Origin of the sequence: Phyllobacterium sp. 628 (genome assembly GCF_014189505.1) — a bacterium.
In the GTDB taxonomy this organism is placed as follows: domain Bacteria; phylum Pseudomonadota; class Alphaproteobacteria; order Rhizobiales; family Rhizobiaceae; genus Phyllobacterium.
In genome coordinates this window covers 1568834-1583909 of sequence record NZ_CP050301.1, presented here as the reverse complement: position 1 = coordinate 1583909, position 15076 = coordinate 1568834, and the positions used below count along the sequence as shown (strand labels likewise).

Genomic DNA, 15076 nt, shown 5'->3' with positions numbered 1-15076 from the left:
GGTGCGATCATGGATGGAAAGATGTTCGTCCGCATCGGTGCCATCGTCTTCATCGCCGTGGCCGTCACCGCCACGGCGGTCGAGATGACCAGACACGAGGACGCGCCGATCTATCGACGTGTCGATCGTTCCAGTGACGAGGCCGCCGACCCCTTGCGGGCCGAACTCACCCGCTGCGCAGGGATCGGCGAGGCCGGTCCGCGCGACCCGTCCTGCCTAAGCGCCTGGGCCGAGAACCGCCGCCGCTTCCTGGCTCCCGGATCTCGCCCCGCCGAGCGGTTGCCCGACCCGCCGCAGTCGCCGCACCCGACGGCGACCATCCCGGCGCCTGTCGTTCCGCTCCAACCCGAAGAAGTCAGGTAAAACCATGGGCGGCTCCGGCGTCATCGACCACTTCCTGGAGGTCTTCACCCGCTACATCGATAGCGGGTTCGGCCTGCTGAGCGGTGAAGTCGCGTTCATCGCCACGACCCTGATCGTCATCGACGTGACGCTCGCCGCCCTGTTCTGGAGCTGGGGTGCCGACGACGACATCATTGCGCGGCTGGTGAAGAAGACCCTGTTCGTCGGGGTGTTCGCCTACATCATCGGCAACTGGAACAATCTCGCCCGCATCGTTTTCGAGAGTTTCGCCGGGCTCGGCCTGAAGGCGAGCGGCACCGGCTTTACCACAGCGGATCTGCTGCGTCCCGGCAAGGTGGCGCAAACCGGGCTCGATGCCGGCCGGCCGCTCCTCGATTCTATCTCCGGCCTAATGGGCTATTGGAGCTTCTTCGAGAATTTCATCCAGATCGCGTGCATGTTCTTTGCTTGGGCACTGGTGCTACTCGCCTTCTTCATCCTCGCCATCCAGCTCTTCGTGACGCTCATAGAGTTCAAGCTGACGACGCTCGCCGGCTTTGTTCTCATTCCCTTTGGCCTCTTCGGCAAATCCGCCTTCATGGCGGAGCGGGTCCTCGGCAACGTCATATCGTCCGGCATCAAGGTGCTCGTGCTCGCCGTCATCATCGGTATCGGCTCCACCTTGTTCTCGGAATTCACCGCTGGCTTCGGTGGCGCGACACCGACGATCGACCAGGCCATGGCGATCGTGCTCGCAGCGCTCTCGCTGCTGGGCCTCGGCATCTTCGGTCCTGGCATCGCCAACGGCCTCGTCTCCGGCGGACCGCAGCTCGGCGCGGGCGCGGCGATCGGCACCGGGGTTGCCGCCGGGGGCATGGTCGCCGCCGCCGCGCGCGGTGGAGCCGCTCTCGCAGGTGGAGCGTCCAGCGCCTACAGCCTCGGCGCGGCTGGCCAGTCCGGTGCGGCGGGTGTCGCTTCCGGCCTCGGTGGCGTTGCCCGCGCCGGCGCGTCCGCTGCAGCCTCTCCGCTGAAACGCGCCGCGTCGCGTGCGGCGGACAGCATGAAGTCGAGCTTTTCCGCCGGAGCCAAGTCCGCCTTCGAGGCAACCGGCGGCTCTTCGACCGCAGGCACGATCGGCGGCGACACCGAGGCCGCCAACGACTCCTCTACTAGTCAGAACGCGTCTTCCCGTCAGGGGCCGCCCGACTGGGCCAAGCGCATGAAGCGCTCTCAGAACATCACGCACGGCGTCCAGGCCGCCGCGCATGCCGTCCGCTCCGGCGACAGCCATGGCGGCGGCTCTTCCATCAACCTTTCCGAAAGCGAACGCTGATGAGCCTCTTCAAACGACCGGCAACCCACTATGGCACATCACCTGAGCCCGAAACGCCCTACCAGCGCGCCGGCCAGGTCTGGGACGAACGCATCGGCTCGGCCCGTGTGCAGGCGAACAATTGGCGTTGGATGGCGTTCGGCTCGCTGATCCTCTCGGCCGGCTTTGCCGCAGCGCTTGTCTGGCAGTCGGCGCGTGGAACGATCGTGCCCTGGGTGGTGCAGGTCGATCGCCTCGGGCAGTCGCAGGCTGTCGCGCCCGCCACTGCCGACTATCAGCCGACCGATCCTCAAGTTGCTTGGCATCTCGCTCGCTTCATCGAGCAGGTTCGCTCGATCCCGGCCGACGCCATCATTGTGCGGCAGAACTGGCTGCGCGCCTATGAGTTCACGACCTCGGCCGGCGCCATGGCGCTCAACGACTATGCCCGCGCCAACGACCCCTTCACCAAGGTCGGCAAGCAGCAGATCTCGGTCGATGTCTCGTCGGTCATCCGTGCGTCGCCCACGAGTTTCCGCGTCGCCTGGGTCGAGCGCCGCTATCAGGACGGCGCGCTTGCCGAGACATCACGCTGGACCGCCATCCTCACCATCGTCGTGCAGCCGCCGCGCGACGCCGAAAAACTCCGGGCCAATCCGCTCGGAATCTACGTCAACGCCATCAATTGGTCACGGGAGCTGGGACAATGAAGTCGTCTTTCCGTAAAGCCGGAAACCCGGCTTCACATACATCCGCATCGTCGGTTTTGCGCAAAGCCGGGTTGCCGCTCATCCTCCTGGCGACGACCGCACTCGCCGGCTGCGCCACGACGCATAAGCCGCCCGAGATCAGCTATGACGACGCCGCGCCGGCCGTGCAGACGGTCGATCCGCCGGCGCCGGTCACCGTGGTCGAACTTCCCCGGCCACTGCCGCTACCTGGCCAGATGAAGCCGGTCGAGACGAAGCGGAGAGCGCCTGAGGCGTCCGATCCGACAGCGCGGGTCAACCAGGCCAACGCCGCTGCTCGCATTCAGCCGGTACGCAACGGCTTCATCAACTCGATGCAGATCTATCCGTTCACACAAGGCGCGCTGTATCAGGTCTACACCGCCGTCGGGCAGATCACCGACATCGCGCTCCAGCCCGGCGAGCAGCTCGTCGGCTCCGGTCCCGTCGCCGCGGGCGACACCGTGCGCTGGATCATCGGCGACACCGAAAGCGGAACGGGTGCGACGCGACAGATCCATATTTTGGTGAAACCGACCCGCGTCGAGCTGATGACCAACCTGGTCATCAACACCAACCTGCGCACCTACTACATGGAGCTGCGCTCGACCGAGCGGACATATATGGCGTCCGTTTCCTGGCAGTATCCGCAGGATCAGCTCATCGCGCTGCGCCGTCAAAATACCGAGGCCCAGGCAGTCCAGCCAGTCGCCACTGGCATCGACATTTCCCGCGTCAATTTCCGCTACGAGATCGACGGCGACCGCGCGCCGTGGCGGCCGCTTCGCGCCTTCGACGACGGCCGTCAGGTGTTCATCGAATTTCCGCGCGGCATTGGTCAGGGTGAGATGCCGCCACTCTTCGTCATCGGCCCTGAAGGCAACACCTCCGAGTTGGTGAACTACCGGGTTCGCGGCAACCACATGATCGTCGACCGCCTGTTCGCCGCCGCCGAGCTGCGCTTCGGCGCCGCCAAAAACCAGAAGCGCGTGCGCATCACCCGTACCGACGGGAGGCCGGCATCGTGAGCGACATCGGAACCAGACAAGAGGAAGGGCCCGAGCCGGAAAACGTCGAGCAGCCCCTGACCGGCGAACCGGTGCCGCCAATGCGGCTGCGCGCTGAGGCGCCGCGTGTCACGCGCTTGTCGAGGAAGGTGTTGACCGGTCTCGGTTTCGTCGCCAGCGTCGGGATCGGCGGCGCGCTGATCTACGCCCTCCAGACCCGCGACGGCGGTCGGCCGAATGAGGAGCTGTATTCGACTGACAATCGCGCCACCGCCGACGGCCTTGCCGGCCTGCCGCGGGACTATACGGGGCCGGTGCTGGGCCCTCCGCTGCCCGGCGACCTTGGCCGTCCCATCCTCGACGCTCAGAACCGGGGGCAGCAGGTCCCCGTTCCTGGCATGGCGACACCCAACCCCGGCCTCAGCGCCGAGGAACAGCGCCGGCTGCAGGAATTGGAGGCCGCGCGCACGGCGCGCCTGTTCGCCTCGACAGAAACCAGGACAAGCACGCCCGCGGCGGCATCACCTGGGGCGACACCGGCCGGCAATCCCCAACTGCCTCTGCCCGACCTGACCAGCCTCGGCCTTGCACCACAGCCGGCCACACCGACCGCACAGGATCGCCAGCTCGCCTTCCTCAACGCTGCCGCCGATCGACGGACCGTCTCCCCGGATCGGGTCGCTGCGCCGGCGTCGCCGAACATCCTGCAGGCCGGAGCGGTGATCTCGGCGGCGCTGATCACCGGCATCCGCTCCGATCTGCCCGGCCAGATCACTGCTCAGGTCACTGAGAACATCTATGACAGCCCGACCGGCCGCATCCTGCTTGTGCCCCAAGGCACCAGATTGATCGGCCAATACGATAACGGCGTCGGCTTCGGCCAGCGCCGCGTGCTGCTGGTCTGGAACCGGCTCATCATGCCGAACGGACGCTCGATCGTGCTCGAACGCCAACCAGGCACCGACTCCGAGGGATATGCCGGTCTGGAGGATGGCGTCGACTATCACTGGGGCGAACTGTTCAAGGCCGCCGCGCTCTCCACCATCCTTAGCGTCGGTGCAGAGGCAGGATCTTCAGGCCAGGACAGCGACATCGTGCGCGCGTTGCGCCAAGGGGCATCGGACAGCGTCAATCAGACCGGTCAGCAGATCGTTAGCCGACAGCTCAACATTGCGCCGACGCTTACCATTCGACCTGGATTCCCAGTCCGCGTGATCGTCATCCGCGATCTCGTCCTCGAACCATACAGGGGCTGAAATGACCAAGCTGAAACTCGGCCCGATTACCGAAGACAAGCCAGTCAAGATCACAATAGACTTGCCTGGTAGCCTGCATCGTGATCTCGCCGCCTATGCCGAGGCCCTGGCCAGGGAGAGCGGTCAGCCCGCTGCCGATCCAAAGCGGCTGATCGTGCCGATGCTGGAACGGTTTATTGCGACGGATCGGGGCTTTGCAAAGGTGCGGCGAGCGCTGGATCAGAACCATTCATCCCGCTTTCCGAAGGACCAGTCACGCCCGTCATGACAACGCTGGCCTCACCGCGTTTCGAAATGACTTTGGCCAAGCTGAGAAGCCGCCGGAAGGCCGGATTGTCATTGCGGGGCGACCATACCGCGCAGAAAGGCAGCACTTCTCCGGTAAGAGGGCGATAGACGACACCGGGAAACTGCGCAGCGATCGTCGCTTCGCTGGTGAGCGTCAGACTGCTTCCGCCGGCGACGATCTGCATCAGTGTGTCTCGATAGACCGCATGCTGTTGCACACTTGGACTATGGCCGAGTTCGGCAAGATGCTTCACCAAGTAGTCGTGAATCTCCTGCCCCGACTGCGCTTCGCTGACGATGAACTCCCGGTCTCGAAGATCGCTCCACGCGATACCCTCTTTTCCGGCCAGTTCATGTCTGCCCGACATCGCTACGAAAACCCGCTCGTTCCACAGATGCAAAACGTCGCAGTCTTCGGCCGCAGGCGTGCCAGTCAGGAAGGCGACATCCAGCCGGTGCTGCTGGATCGCCGGAACATGTTGAGAAGCTTCACCTTCGACATATTCGATCCGCACCTCGGCATGAGTGACACCATAGGCACCTAGAAGCGTGGCGATGAAACCGGAAGCAATCGAGGACATCAGGCCGATCCTGATGATGCCCGCTTGGCCTCGCCCTATAGCGTTGGCATCAAGGGTAGCATGGGTGAGTTGGTTCAGCGCTCTGCGTGCCCTTCGGATGAAGCGCTCACCTGCAACAGTGAGACTGACGCCACCATGAGCGCGAATGAACAGGGCAACGCCAATGTCGTCTTCCAGATCGCGGATGCGGCGACTGATCGTCGATGGCTCGACGGAAAGGCTGCGAGCAGCCCGCCGAAAGCTTCGCTGCTCCGCCGCGGCTAGGAAATAGCGCAGATGACGAAACTCGATAGAAGGATGCTCCTTTGCCACCGACGCACCTCATAATTTCTTGCCAATTTGCACCGTGAGCACGGCAAGAAAGAATTCTTCGGCAATCTCCGGCGGGCCGGAATTGTCGATCTGGACAACATCAGCACCTTCGACCGGATGCTGGTCGCCTCGGATCAAACGCTGCCTCACACTTTCCAGGTTTTCGCTTCCCCGTTCGACCAGGCGCTTCGCCAATACATCCATTGGCGCGGTGACATGGACCACGAGCAGTTGCGGGTAACGCCGCCGCGCTTCCGATAGAACGGCGCGCGAGCCATTGGCCACCACGACATCGCTGCGTTCCAGCCAGCCGTCGATCTCGGACGTAATGCCATAGGAGAGGCCATGCGCCTGCCAGTGAAGGGCGAAACGACCTTCGAGAACACGACGGTCGAACTCGTCCCGGTCCACGGGCTGGTGGTCCTCGCCGGCCCCTGCCGGCCGGCTGATGATCCGGCGCACGAAATGAAAGCGCGGATCGGCCCGAAGGCGGTCGCGCGCATAGTCGATCAGCCTGTCCTTTCCGGCACCGCTGGGACCGACATTAAGGACAACACGGCCATGCGACGCCATGGCCTTCAGACCGCCGTCTTGAGAGCCGCGCCGGTCTTCAGCGCGAACTGCGAACGGACGACGAAATCGGCATCGCGGCGTTGCTGCACAAACAGCGACAGGACATCGATACGATAGTCCTCTGACAGATACGGTTGGAAGACCGCATCCAGCCGATCCCGCATTCCAGCGCGCTGTTTTTCCGGTACGCGATCCGTCAAGGTCATGTGGAAGCGGAAGCGGTCGCGGACGTAAGGATAGCCCCAGGTGACGAGATGGGTCGTCTCGACGTCGTCGAGCTGATGGCTCATGCGTCGCTTGAGGTCGTCTCTATCCATCGGCGCCCGGAACCGATCGAATTCCTCAACGACGCGCGTCGCGAAACCCCGAAGCGTTGGCAATGGGTGGATCGGAACGAGCGCGAAGAGCCCGCCCAGGAGGTCGATCCGCAGGGGACCGATTGGGCAGGCTTGCGTCTTTGCCGCAAAGCCGCGAAGCGCCAGCTCGAGGGCTTCGCCGGAAGCTCCTTCCCTGAGCCGAAAGGGTGCCTTGATGGTCGCGTGAAACCCATATCGCCGGGGCTCGGAAATGAAAGCGGCCTCGCGGGTGTCGGCGGTGCCTGTCCCTGGCGCGAAAGCGTCGCGCCCAAGCCAGGCCCTTGCCGCGACCGTCAACGGATGTTCCGGTGCTGGTGTGTAGTAGATCGCAAAGCGGGGCTCAAGTGCCTTGGCTGGCAGGAAACCGGCCGTCTGCCCCGGCTTGGATCCCTTGACGCTTCTCACTTCACAGCTCCTCCTGTCAGTCCTTCGACGAACCATCGTTGTGCGGAGAGGAATGCGATGATGAGGGGAGCGACGACGAGGGTGGACGCAGCCATAAGGGGGCCGTAGTCGTTGCCAGCTTCCTCGTTCTTGAAAGCCATGATGCCGAGCGGCGGCGGCATGAGGTTCTGGTCCCGAACGGCAATCAGCGGCCAGAACAGGCTGTTCCAGTGGCCGACAACCGAAAAGATGCCAAAGGCGATGATGGCCGGCAGTGCCATCGGCACCATGATGCGCCAGACGATAGCAAGTTCGGAGAGACCGTCGAGACGCGCGGCATGGATGACGTCATCGGGGATGGTCTTGAAGAACTGCCGGAACAGGAAGATGCCGAAGGGCGAGACGACATACGGAAAGATCAGCGCCGCATAGGTGTTGAGAATGCCGAGTTGATAGCCGAGGACGAACAGCGGCAGGGACAGAACCTCGTGCGGCAGGATCAGCGCGATTAGCACCATGGCGAACAGCAGGTTCTTCCCCGAAAAATCGAGCTTGGCAAGCGCATAGGCGGCCGGCGCGCAGACGGCGATCTGGGCGATCAAGATCATGGCGCATACGATGACACCGTTAAACATGTACTGGGGCAGCGGTACCTCAGTTAACGCCCGTGTGTAGTTCTCGACGCCGTAGAACTGATGCGGCCAGAAGGAGAACGAGGCGCGGAAGATCTCTCCCGGCGGCTTGATCGACAGGGAGACCATCCACACGAAGGGGATGAGGATCAGTGCGCCGGTTACGAGCAGGATTGCATGGCGGGTGATGGCAGCCGGTACGGCAAGGCCTCGGAGCTGGGATATGCTCATTGATAGTGAACCCTTTTGTCCATGACGCGCACCTGGATGAGGGTGAGCGCCACGACGATGAAGAGGAAAACGACGGCAACCGAGGCGCCATAGCCGGTGCGTAGGTACTGGAAGCTCTCGCGGTAGAGGGTGAAGAGCAGCATTTCGGAGGAGTGGCCCGGTCCGCCCTGGGTGAGGATCTGCACTGTGTCGAAGGTCTCGAAGGCACGTAGCGCCACGACGATGAAGACGAACATGGTGACGGGTCCAAGCATCGGCAGCGTCACCGTCCTTAACCGGTCGAGCCACAGATCAGCGCCGTCGATGTCGGCAGCGTCGTAAAGGTCCTGCGGGATCGACTTCAAACCGGCGAGGAACAGCACCATGGCATAGCCGAGGTTCTGCCAGATGCCGATGATGGCGAGCGTTGGAAGCACGGTCTGTTCGTCGCGCAACCAGTTGGCGGTCGGCAGGCCGACGCTCATAAGCGCCTGGTTGACGAGGCCGATGGTTGGATGCAGCAACGCCTCCCAGGCGATCGCCATGGCTGTCAGCGTGGCCATGAAGGGCAGGAAGTGGATGGCGCGGTAGAAGGCTCGGCAAGACTTGCCGCTTTCGATCAGAAGCGCGATCACGAGGCCGAGGATGATCGTTCCGGGCACGACGATGATGACATAGAGGATGGTGTTGACAAGCGAAGCGCGGAAACCTTCGTCGGCGAAAACTTCCTCGAAGTTGCCGAGCCCGACGAAGGAGAGCGAGTTGGCGCCGAACTGCCAGTCGGTTAGCGCAATGCCAAAGACGGCAAAGACCGGCAGGAAGAACAGAGCGACAAGCAGGACGAGCGCCGGTCCGGCCAATGACCAGGCCACGAATATTTCGGCGAGCCTGTGATTGCGCAGCGCCTTACGGGTGCCGTGCCGGTCTGCCGCGGAGCCGGCAGGTTTGATTGCGGTGGAAGCGGCGCTGCTCATTGCACGTGCTCCTTGATCCGCAGCACGGTCGCGCCCGCATGGTCATGGGCGCGCAGGCGGCGTCCGTCGGCGGAAAAGAGCAACAGGCGCTCCGGCTTGACGCCGAGATGCAGGGTCTGGCCCGAGACGATCTGCGGTGCGCGTTCGGCCAGGAGCCGGGCAATGACCGGATGATCGGTTCCCGGGACGTTAAGATGGACGAAGAGGTCAGACCCCATGTGCTCGACCAGCCGCACCGCGCCAGTCAGGATATTCGGGCCACCGGCATCGACGAGATGGAACGCTTCGGGGCGGATACCCAGGGTCAGGGCTGTTCCCGGTCCGATATTGCCGGCGATAGAAAAGCTCGTGCCGGCCGTATCGGCCAGTCCGTCTTCGCGCAGCCTTGCGTCCAGCATGTTGATCTTAGGTGAGCCGATAAACTCGGCGATGCGCCGGTCGTCGGGATCGTCATAGATTTCCTGCGGCGGGGCGACCTGCAGCAACTCGCCGTCGAGCATGACCGCGACCCGGTCCGACATGGTCATCGCCTCGGACTGGTCATGGGTGACATAGACGAAGGTGACACCGAGTCGATTATGCAATTCCTTGATCTCGGCGCGCATCTGCACTCTGAGCTTGGCGTCGAGATTGGAGAGCGGCTCATCCATCAGGAAGACCGCCGGCTCGCGCACCATGGCACGGCCGACGGCGACGCGCTGGCGCTGGCCGCCCGACAGCTGGCCAGGCTTGCGGGCCAGCAGATGGCCGATGCCAAGCGACTTGGCCGTGCGGGTGACGTCCCGCTCGATCTCCGCGGTTGTGGCGGTCGTTCCCGGCATAAACCGACCCAGCAGCGGCAGCCGCTGCCAAGAAGAAAGCCGCCGCATGCGCAACGGCAGAGCCATATTCTGAGCAACCGTCATATGCGGGTAAAGCGCATAGGACTGGAACACCATCGCCACGTCGCGGCGCTTCGGGCGCACTCCATCGACTACCCGATCGCCAATCGAAATCGAACCGCCGGTCTGCACCTCGAGACCTGCGAGGATGCGTAATAGCGTCGACTTCCCGCAGCCCGACGGGCCAAGCAGCGTTAGGAATTCCCCGTCTGCTATCGACAGCGAAACTTCGCGCAAAACGGATATTGTACCAAACGACTTCACGATTTTTTCGATGGTGATCGATGCCATGGCGGCTTTACCCCTTCATGCCCATGGTGAGGAAACTTCTGCCGTAGTGGGGATTGTCAGTCACTCCACGGCACCGAAAGCATGAAAAGGTTATCTCCCATCTCGGTGCGGGCACGAGTACGTATCGCGTAAACGGTTCCGTTATCGGAGAATTTGGCAATCCAAGGATCGCGCCACGGCTCTTCGGGAAAATGGATTGCGCCTGCTTCCTGCCCGGAATGCACATCTTGCCCAACTTTCACGAAGGGCTCAAAAATGCCAGAAGCCATGGCATACACGTATTGCTTGTTCGGAAGTCGGCGCACGAAATCTGTCGGTGGGGCAGGCTCGTCTGTGATCGGGGTGCGGAGAACGCCTAGATCGAAGAGCAGGCGCGCCAATCCGGTTTCCGCTAGCCTCAACGCATCTAGCGTGATGCCGCCTCCGCCGCCCAATTCAGTTGCGAACCGGAGAACCCCCAGCCTGTCACACACGTTGATTGCTTTCTTGTCGTGATCTATCAAGCCTTGCAGAACGGTACTCTTCGGCATTCCGAAGACAGACATCATGTGAAGGAGCTGTTCGAACTTCTGCCGGTCATCCGTGTGGTAGATATGCGAGGTGGGCGTAATGAAACGGTCGTCTTCGCCGGAATGGAAATCCAGCAGGTACTCAACACGCGGCAACAACACATTGCTGATGAAGAAGGCTATTTCCTCAGTTGGGGAACCGTTGGGATTGCCTGGGAAGGCCCGATTGAGATTGACACCATCCAGTGGCGAGGTTCGTGTTCCGGCGAGCACCGCGGGCGTGTTGGTCGCTGATAGGATCAAGATCTGCCCGCGCACATTGGCTATGTCTAGCGTGCGCATAAGTTTCATGAGCATTACCTGGCCTTCGTACTCGTCGCCGTGCACGCCGGCGAGAAGCAGAATCCTGGCGCCGGGGCCGTTTTTGAAGGAAGCAACTGGGATTGGAACGAACGCGGCGCCGCGGCCATGCGTTGAAACGTTTAGTCGCAAATAGCCGAACTGCCGGCCTTCGGCGTCGAAGTTGATGTCTGTCCAGATACGCGATGGGCCCATCTGTTGAGTTTTCTCGGGAGCATGTTGTACTCCAGGTTCGGCGGCTTCCAATTTAAACTCCTTACAGTAATCGTAACGTGGTTTGATGCATATACATTTGTACTATGCTCCCGGTTCTGGCTGAGATTGATCCAATACTCGCGACAGATTTTCTCTAATACCGGCAATCTCCTGGATTAGTTCTGCAATAGCCCGCGCTGTTTTCCGCGCACCGAACTTTCCAATAAAGAATATATGGTTGCCTTGTACCGTCCGCGTCAGCAGTCTAGGCATGGCATCGAAGATTTTCTTAAGATGTGATACGCAAGTGTCGCTCACATTCTGGCTTTGACTTCGATGAATGCGCCAAAGAATTCCGTGATGATTTATGAACGTCCAGGTCGAGGCGTCGGAAAGCGCATGCCTAAGATCATTGCGAGAGTTTGGAATCACACAACCAACCAAAGAATAGCTGCCGAAGTCGAAAGAGCGCATATCTTCCGTAGCTTCAGCAATGTCTTTGACTAAGGTACCGGCCCTGTAGCGCATCACCTCGCCATTAAGGTTAGCTGGATGATTGCCGCAAAAGTCCCGCCGATAGTCCACCTCGCTTAAGATGGACCGACCATTGATCTGGGCGAGTTCATCGAGAGCGGGACCGATCCAGCCGAACCTGTGATGGTCTCGGTAATGAGCCGGCGGATTCAATGCTTCTCGCATGCCATTGGGAGCCAGCCAGAAGGTATCGTCGACGTCCGAATTAACGAAAAGGGGTGGCGTTGCCGCCAACGAGACGAAACCTTCTACCTGCAGGCCTTGCTTCGCGGATGCCAGGTTCAAAGTGGGCACCACCCTCCCGGCCATACTCCAGCCCGCGTAGGCCACCCGCCCGGTGAGTTTTTGCAGCTTGACTACGTCAGCGACCACGGCCGCGACCATCCTGCTCCAATCAGCGACTGCCATGTCAGGGTACAACGATTCGAAAACTGGGTGGTCGAGCGGATAAGAAATAGCAAGTACCGAAAACCCCAGCTCGCCAAGCCAATGAGCAACGAAGTCTTGCGACTGCCCTTCGGAGTGTCCGTAGAACACGCGTGCGAGATGATACCCGCCAGGCAGGAGTACAATGAGAGGTTTCTCAGACGAACCGCGCCGAAAATAGACCAGAGCAGGGTAGCCTTCTGCTTTGGTGAGGGATTCGCCCGTTAGTAATTGTTCCATATCGCTCGTCTTTTTTACAGGAAGGGAGTGGGAGGGAGTCGTGGCGAACGCCACGGCTCCCCGCCCGAAAGTCATTTTCCGATGACAGCATCGATCTGCTGGTTCAGCTCTTGTGCGCCATCTTCCGGCTTAAGCTGACCGACTACCACGCGCTGGAGCACGTCCACGAACATCTGGTTAACGCGAGCGGCGTTACCGTCGCCCGGAAACACGTAATAGGGAACTGATAAAGGCAGCGTATCCAGAGAGGCCTGAATACCGGGAACCGACTTATAGTAGTCGCCCAAGACGTCGCTACGCTGAATTGCTATCTTGTTGGCCGGGACATAGCCGGTCTGCCGACCAACCATGTTCTGCCCTTCCGGACCTGCAACGAATTTCATAAATTTCCAAGCCGCCTTTTGCCGCTCAGCGTCCTGAGTATGCATCACCGCTATAAGCCCGAATGCCGGCATTTTGGATTTCTCGATGAACGGGAAATGCGCTGTTGCCAGACGAAAGACGCCGGAACTCTTCTCGGTGTAACTTTGCAGCGAGCTTGCCGAATCCAACATGATAGCAAGCTTCCCAGCTAGGAACTGCTGCCGGGCCTGATTGTCGCTGAGGCCAAGCTTCCCCTGACCGGCTTTGCCGAAATCGGCGATCAACCGGATTGCCTCTAACGCGGGTTTTTCCGTGAGAGTTGCTGCCGTACCATCAGGCTTACCGATCGTTCCCCCCATGCTCATGATGAGACCTTGCGCAACGAGAGCGTTGTAGCGCGTATAGATCCCAAGCACATCCGGATGCGCAGCCTGGATCTTCTTTGCGAGCTCCAGCATCGCTGTCCAGTCAGCGGGTAGCGCGGACTTCCCGTTTTGCGCCTCCGCAACAAGATCGGCGTTGTAATAGATGATTGGCACTGTAAGGGCCACACCTAGTCCCATGGTCTTGTCGCCAACCTTGGCAATCTCGCTCACAGAGGGGGAGTAATTTTCATTGGTCCATTCAGAATCGTGGACGATGAAATCATCGAGCGGAACGACATACCCGCGATCCACTAGCGGCGTGGTGTAGTTGACCCCTTGGAAGCTGACATCCGCCAGATCATTCACAAGACCCTGACGCAAGGCTAATTGGATCGCATCGGTTTGATCGCCATTCGGCGTCTCGAGCTTGACTTTGACATCGGGGTTACGTTCCTGAAATGCCGCGGCAAGTTGTTTGAAGAGGCTTGCATAGATGAGAGGGGTGGATGAGACTCGGATAGTCACTTCTTTCGCTTCGACAGCACTCGCAAGCGCAGGCTGAACCAAAATCGAGATTGCTAGGAGAGTTGATGTAAAGAGCTTCGAGCGCATAAAGACGTCCCTTTCGTTTCGGCTGTTCATTCAGGGCATTCGTTCTGGCTCGCGGGACATCTAGTCGCCGCCGCGATCCCGATGAATGTTCTCACTTGTTTGGAAGCATTTGCCCGACTTTCTTCCGAAGCTCCTGGACAGCAGCTTCTGGATCAAGCTTCAGAGTAGAGACGCGCTCGACAATGTCTCCTATAGTCACGTCGATCTTCGCAGCGTTCGCACCAGGGAAAGCGTACCAAGAGGTTGCGTAAGGAGCACTTTCGAGAACCGGGCTGAGGAGCGGCTCCGCATCGATTTGTGCCTTGAGAGTCTTGGACTGCTCGACTACGACTTCGTTGGTCGGCATATAGGATGTTTCACGGGCCAAGATTTCTTGCCCGTTAACCCGAGCAAGATATTTCAGGAACTTCCACGCCGCCTTTTGGCGAACAGGATCTTTTGTACTCATGATGGCAGCAATCCCAGCAGCCGGGATTCTGCCGGAAGCGGCCGGAATGGGAAATCTCGCTACACCCAATTCGAAATTGCCGGCAATCTGCTTTTTAAAGCTCGCAATTTGCGAACTCATGTCCGACAGCATCCCGACGGTACCGCTTGTAAATGCTTGGCGAGCCTGTTCCCGCTGCATCGGCACTTTTGCTTGTCCGGCTTCACCTATTGATTTGATCAATGCGAACGCGGATTGCGCAGCGTCATTATCGGGCAAGATAACGGTCTCTTTGGAGTCCATGTAGCCCGTGCCCCTAGAATTGAGTTGGGCTTGAAAGAAGAGGGCGTCGGTCCGATAAAAGCCTCCGACAACGCGTTCGTTCGAACCTTCTATCTTCTTCGCAAGCTTGATGATCTCGTCCCAAGTTTTGGGGAACGGCGCGTCACCGCTAGCCTGTCGGACCAGATCAGCATTGTAGTAAAGGACCGGTACCGAAAATCCGACACCTATACCTTGGATCTGCCCATCGATTTTGGTGCTGCCCACGACAGAGGGGGAAAATGTTTCCGCTGTCCACTCGGGATCGCTTGCAATAAAGTCGTCCAGCGGAACGGGGATATCTCGCTCCACAATCGTGCGCAAAAAATTGTATCCCTGGAATGAAACGTCGGGCAAATCGTTGACCACCGCCTGACGCAACGTGGCTTGGACGATGTCTTCCTGGGATCGGAAGGACGCGTTGATGCGTACTTTTATGTCTGGATTATCTCGTTCAAAATCAGTGGCGAAAGCGTCGAACATCGATTTGAAGATCGAGGGCGTAGCGTCTACTCGCAAGGTTATTTCTTCGGCTGCGGCCGCTTGGACCGAGATTGCCAAGACCCACAGTGCGGAACTGATAAACTTTGTCAGCAT

The 15076-nt window shown here is 60.3% G+C and carries 16 protein-coding genes; 6 read left to right on the top strand and 10 right to left on the bottom strand.

Translation table 11 applies throughout. The features are described from left to right. Positions 1–9 precede the first annotated feature (9 nt). From trbK-alt to HB779_RS09300, 6 genes are read left to right on the top strand one after another with little or no spacing between them, the layout of a single operon-like run. On the top strand, positions 10–363 hold the full coding sequence (gene trbK-alt / locus HB779_RS09325; protein WP_188345432.1) for a putative entry exclusion protein TrbK-alt: 354 nt from the start codon (positions 10–12) through the stop codon (positions 361–363). A gap of 4 nt (positions 364–367) precedes the next feature. Next, positions 368–1675, top strand: coding sequence for a P-type conjugative transfer protein TrbL (gene trbL, locus HB779_RS09320; RefSeq protein WP_188345431.1), 1308 nt, complete (start codon positions 368–370; stop codon positions 1673–1675). After that, complete coding sequence (gene trbF / locus HB779_RS09315; protein WP_188345430.1) at positions 1675–2364, top strand: conjugal transfer protein TrbF; 690 nt, start codon at positions 1675–1677, stop codon at positions 2362–2364. Before trbL ends, trbF begins: the two co-directional genes overlap by 1 nt. Beyond that, on the top strand, positions 2361–3410 hold the full coding sequence (trbG, locus tag HB779_RS09310; protein WP_188345429.1) for a P-type conjugative transfer protein TrbG: 1050 nt from the start codon (positions 2361–2363) through the stop codon (positions 3408–3410). The genes trbF and trbG overlap by 4 nt, the downstream gene beginning before the upstream one ends. Continuing rightward, positions 3407–4645, top strand: a complete 1239-nt coding sequence (locus HB779_RS09305; RefSeq protein ID WP_188345428.1) for a TrbI/VirB10 family protein — start codon at positions 3407–3409, stop codon at positions 4643–4645. Before trbG ends, HB779_RS09305 begins: the two co-directional genes overlap by 4 nt. A 1-nt stretch (position 4646) precedes the next feature. Next, a complete protein-coding gene (locus HB779_RS09300; protein ID WP_188345427.1) occupies positions 4647–4913 on the top strand; it encodes a DUF2274 domain-containing protein in 267 nt (88 codons plus the stop codon). On the opposite strand, the gene HB779_RS09295 is transcribed toward HB779_RS09300, so the two are convergent. The 10 genes from HB779_RS09295 to HB779_RS09250 all read right to left on the bottom strand — a co-directional run bounded on the left by HB779_RS09295 (position 4819) and on the right by HB779_RS09250 (position 15076). Beyond that, positions 4819–5826 (bottom strand): LysR family transcriptional regulator, encoded by a 1008-nt coding sequence (locus tag HB779_RS09295; protein ID WP_244642502.1) that lies wholly within the window; start codon positions 5824–5826, stop codon positions 4819–4821. The two genes, HB779_RS09300 and HB779_RS09295, sit on opposite strands and share 95 nt — an antisense overlap. A 9-nt stretch (positions 5827–5835) precedes the next feature. Then, positions 5836–6399: a phosphonate metabolism protein/1,5-bisphosphokinase (PRPP-forming) PhnN gene (phnN, locus tag HB779_RS09290; RefSeq protein WP_188345426.1), complete on the bottom strand. Its 564-nt coding sequence runs from the start codon at positions 6397–6399 to the stop codon at positions 5836–5838. A 5-nt stretch (positions 6400–6404) separates the two neighbouring features. Then, positions 6405–7160 (bottom strand): DUF1045 domain-containing protein, encoded by a 756-nt coding sequence (locus tag HB779_RS09285; RefSeq protein ID WP_244642501.1) that lies wholly within the window; start codon positions 7158–7160, stop codon positions 6405–6407. Further along, positions 7157–8002, bottom strand: a complete 846-nt coding sequence (locus HB779_RS09280) for a carbohydrate ABC transporter permease (RefSeq protein WP_188345424.1) — start codon at positions 8000–8002, stop codon at positions 7157–7159. Before HB779_RS09280 ends, HB779_RS09285 begins: the two co-directional genes overlap by 4 nt. Then, a complete protein-coding gene (locus tag HB779_RS09275; RefSeq protein ID WP_244642500.1) occupies positions 7999–8955 on the bottom strand; it encodes a carbohydrate ABC transporter permease in 957 nt (318 codons plus the stop codon). Before HB779_RS09275 ends, HB779_RS09280 begins: the two co-directional genes overlap by 4 nt. Continuing rightward, on the bottom strand, positions 8952–10127 hold the full coding sequence (locus HB779_RS09270) for an ABC transporter ATP-binding protein (protein ID WP_188345423.1): 1176 nt from the start codon (positions 10125–10127) through the stop codon (positions 8952–8954). The genes HB779_RS09275 and HB779_RS09270 overlap by 4 nt, the downstream gene beginning before the upstream one ends. Positions 10128–10183: 56 nt before the next feature. Continuing rightward, positions 10184–11242, bottom strand: a complete 1059-nt coding sequence (locus HB779_RS09265) for a succinylglutamate desuccinylase/aspartoacylase family protein (protein ID WP_188345422.1) — start codon at positions 11240–11242, stop codon at positions 10184–10186. Positions 11243–11293: 51 nt separating this feature from the next. Beyond that, the gene (locus HB779_RS09260; RefSeq protein ID WP_188345421.1) at positions 11294–12391 is read right to left on the bottom strand and encodes a hypothetical protein; all 1098 of its coding nucleotides are present in this window, start codon (positions 12389–12391) and stop codon (positions 11294–11296) included. Between the two features lie 71 nt (positions 12392–12462). Then, a complete protein-coding gene (locus tag HB779_RS09255) occupies positions 12463–13731 on the bottom strand; it encodes an extracellular solute-binding protein (protein ID WP_188345420.1) in 1269 nt (422 codons plus the stop codon). A gap of 91 nt (positions 13732–13822) precedes the next feature. Beyond that, positions 13823–15076 (bottom strand): extracellular solute-binding protein, encoded by a 1254-nt coding sequence (locus HB779_RS09250; RefSeq protein WP_188345419.1) that lies wholly within the window; start codon positions 15074–15076, stop codon positions 13823–13825.

Bases quoted from the DNA above. Each gene is read 5' to 3' on its own strand.
- trbK-alt (WP_188345432.1), top strand. From the start codon at position 10: ATGGATGGAAAGATGTTCGTCCGCATCGGTGCCATCGTCTTCATCGCC.
- trbL (WP_188345431.1), top strand. From the start codon at position 368: ATGGGCGGCTCCGGCGTCATCGACCACTTCCTGGAGGTCTTCACCCGC.
- trbF (WP_188345430.1), top strand. From the start codon at position 1,675: ATGAGCCTCTTCAAACGACCGGCAACCCACTATGGCACATCACCTGAG.
- trbG (WP_188345429.1), top strand. From the start codon at position 2,361: ATGAAGTCGTCTTTCCGTAAAGCCGGAAACCCGGCTTCACATACATCC.
- HB779_RS09300 (WP_188345427.1), top strand. From the start codon at position 4,647: ATGACCAAGCTGAAACTCGGCCCGATTACCGAAGACAAGCCAGTCAAG.
- phnN (WP_188345426.1), bottom strand. From the start codon at position 6,399: ATGGCGTCGCATGGCCGTGTTGTCCTTAATGTCGGTCCCAGCGGTGCC.
- HB779_RS09280 (WP_188345424.1), bottom strand. From the start codon at position 8,002: ATGAGCATATCCCAGCTCCGAGGCCTTGCCGTACCGGCTGCCATCACC.
- HB779_RS09275 (WP_244642500.1), bottom strand. From the start codon at position 8,955: ATGAGCAGCGCCGCTTCCACCGCAATCAAACCTGCCGGCTCCGCGGCA.
- HB779_RS09270 (WP_188345423.1), bottom strand. From the start codon at position 10,127: ATGGCATCGATCACCATCGAAAAAATCGTGAAGTCGTTTGGTACAATA.
- HB779_RS09260 (WP_188345421.1), bottom strand. From the start codon at position 12,391: ATGGAACAATTACTAACGGGCGAATCCCTCACCAAAGCAGAAGGCTAC.
- HB779_RS09255 (WP_188345420.1), bottom strand. From the start codon at position 13,731: ATGCGCTCGAAGCTCTTTACATCAACTCTCCTAGCAATCTCGATTTTG.
- HB779_RS09250 (WP_188345419.1), bottom strand. From the start codon at position 15,076: ATGCTGACAAAGTTTATCAGTTCCGCACTGTGGGTCTTGGCAATCTCG.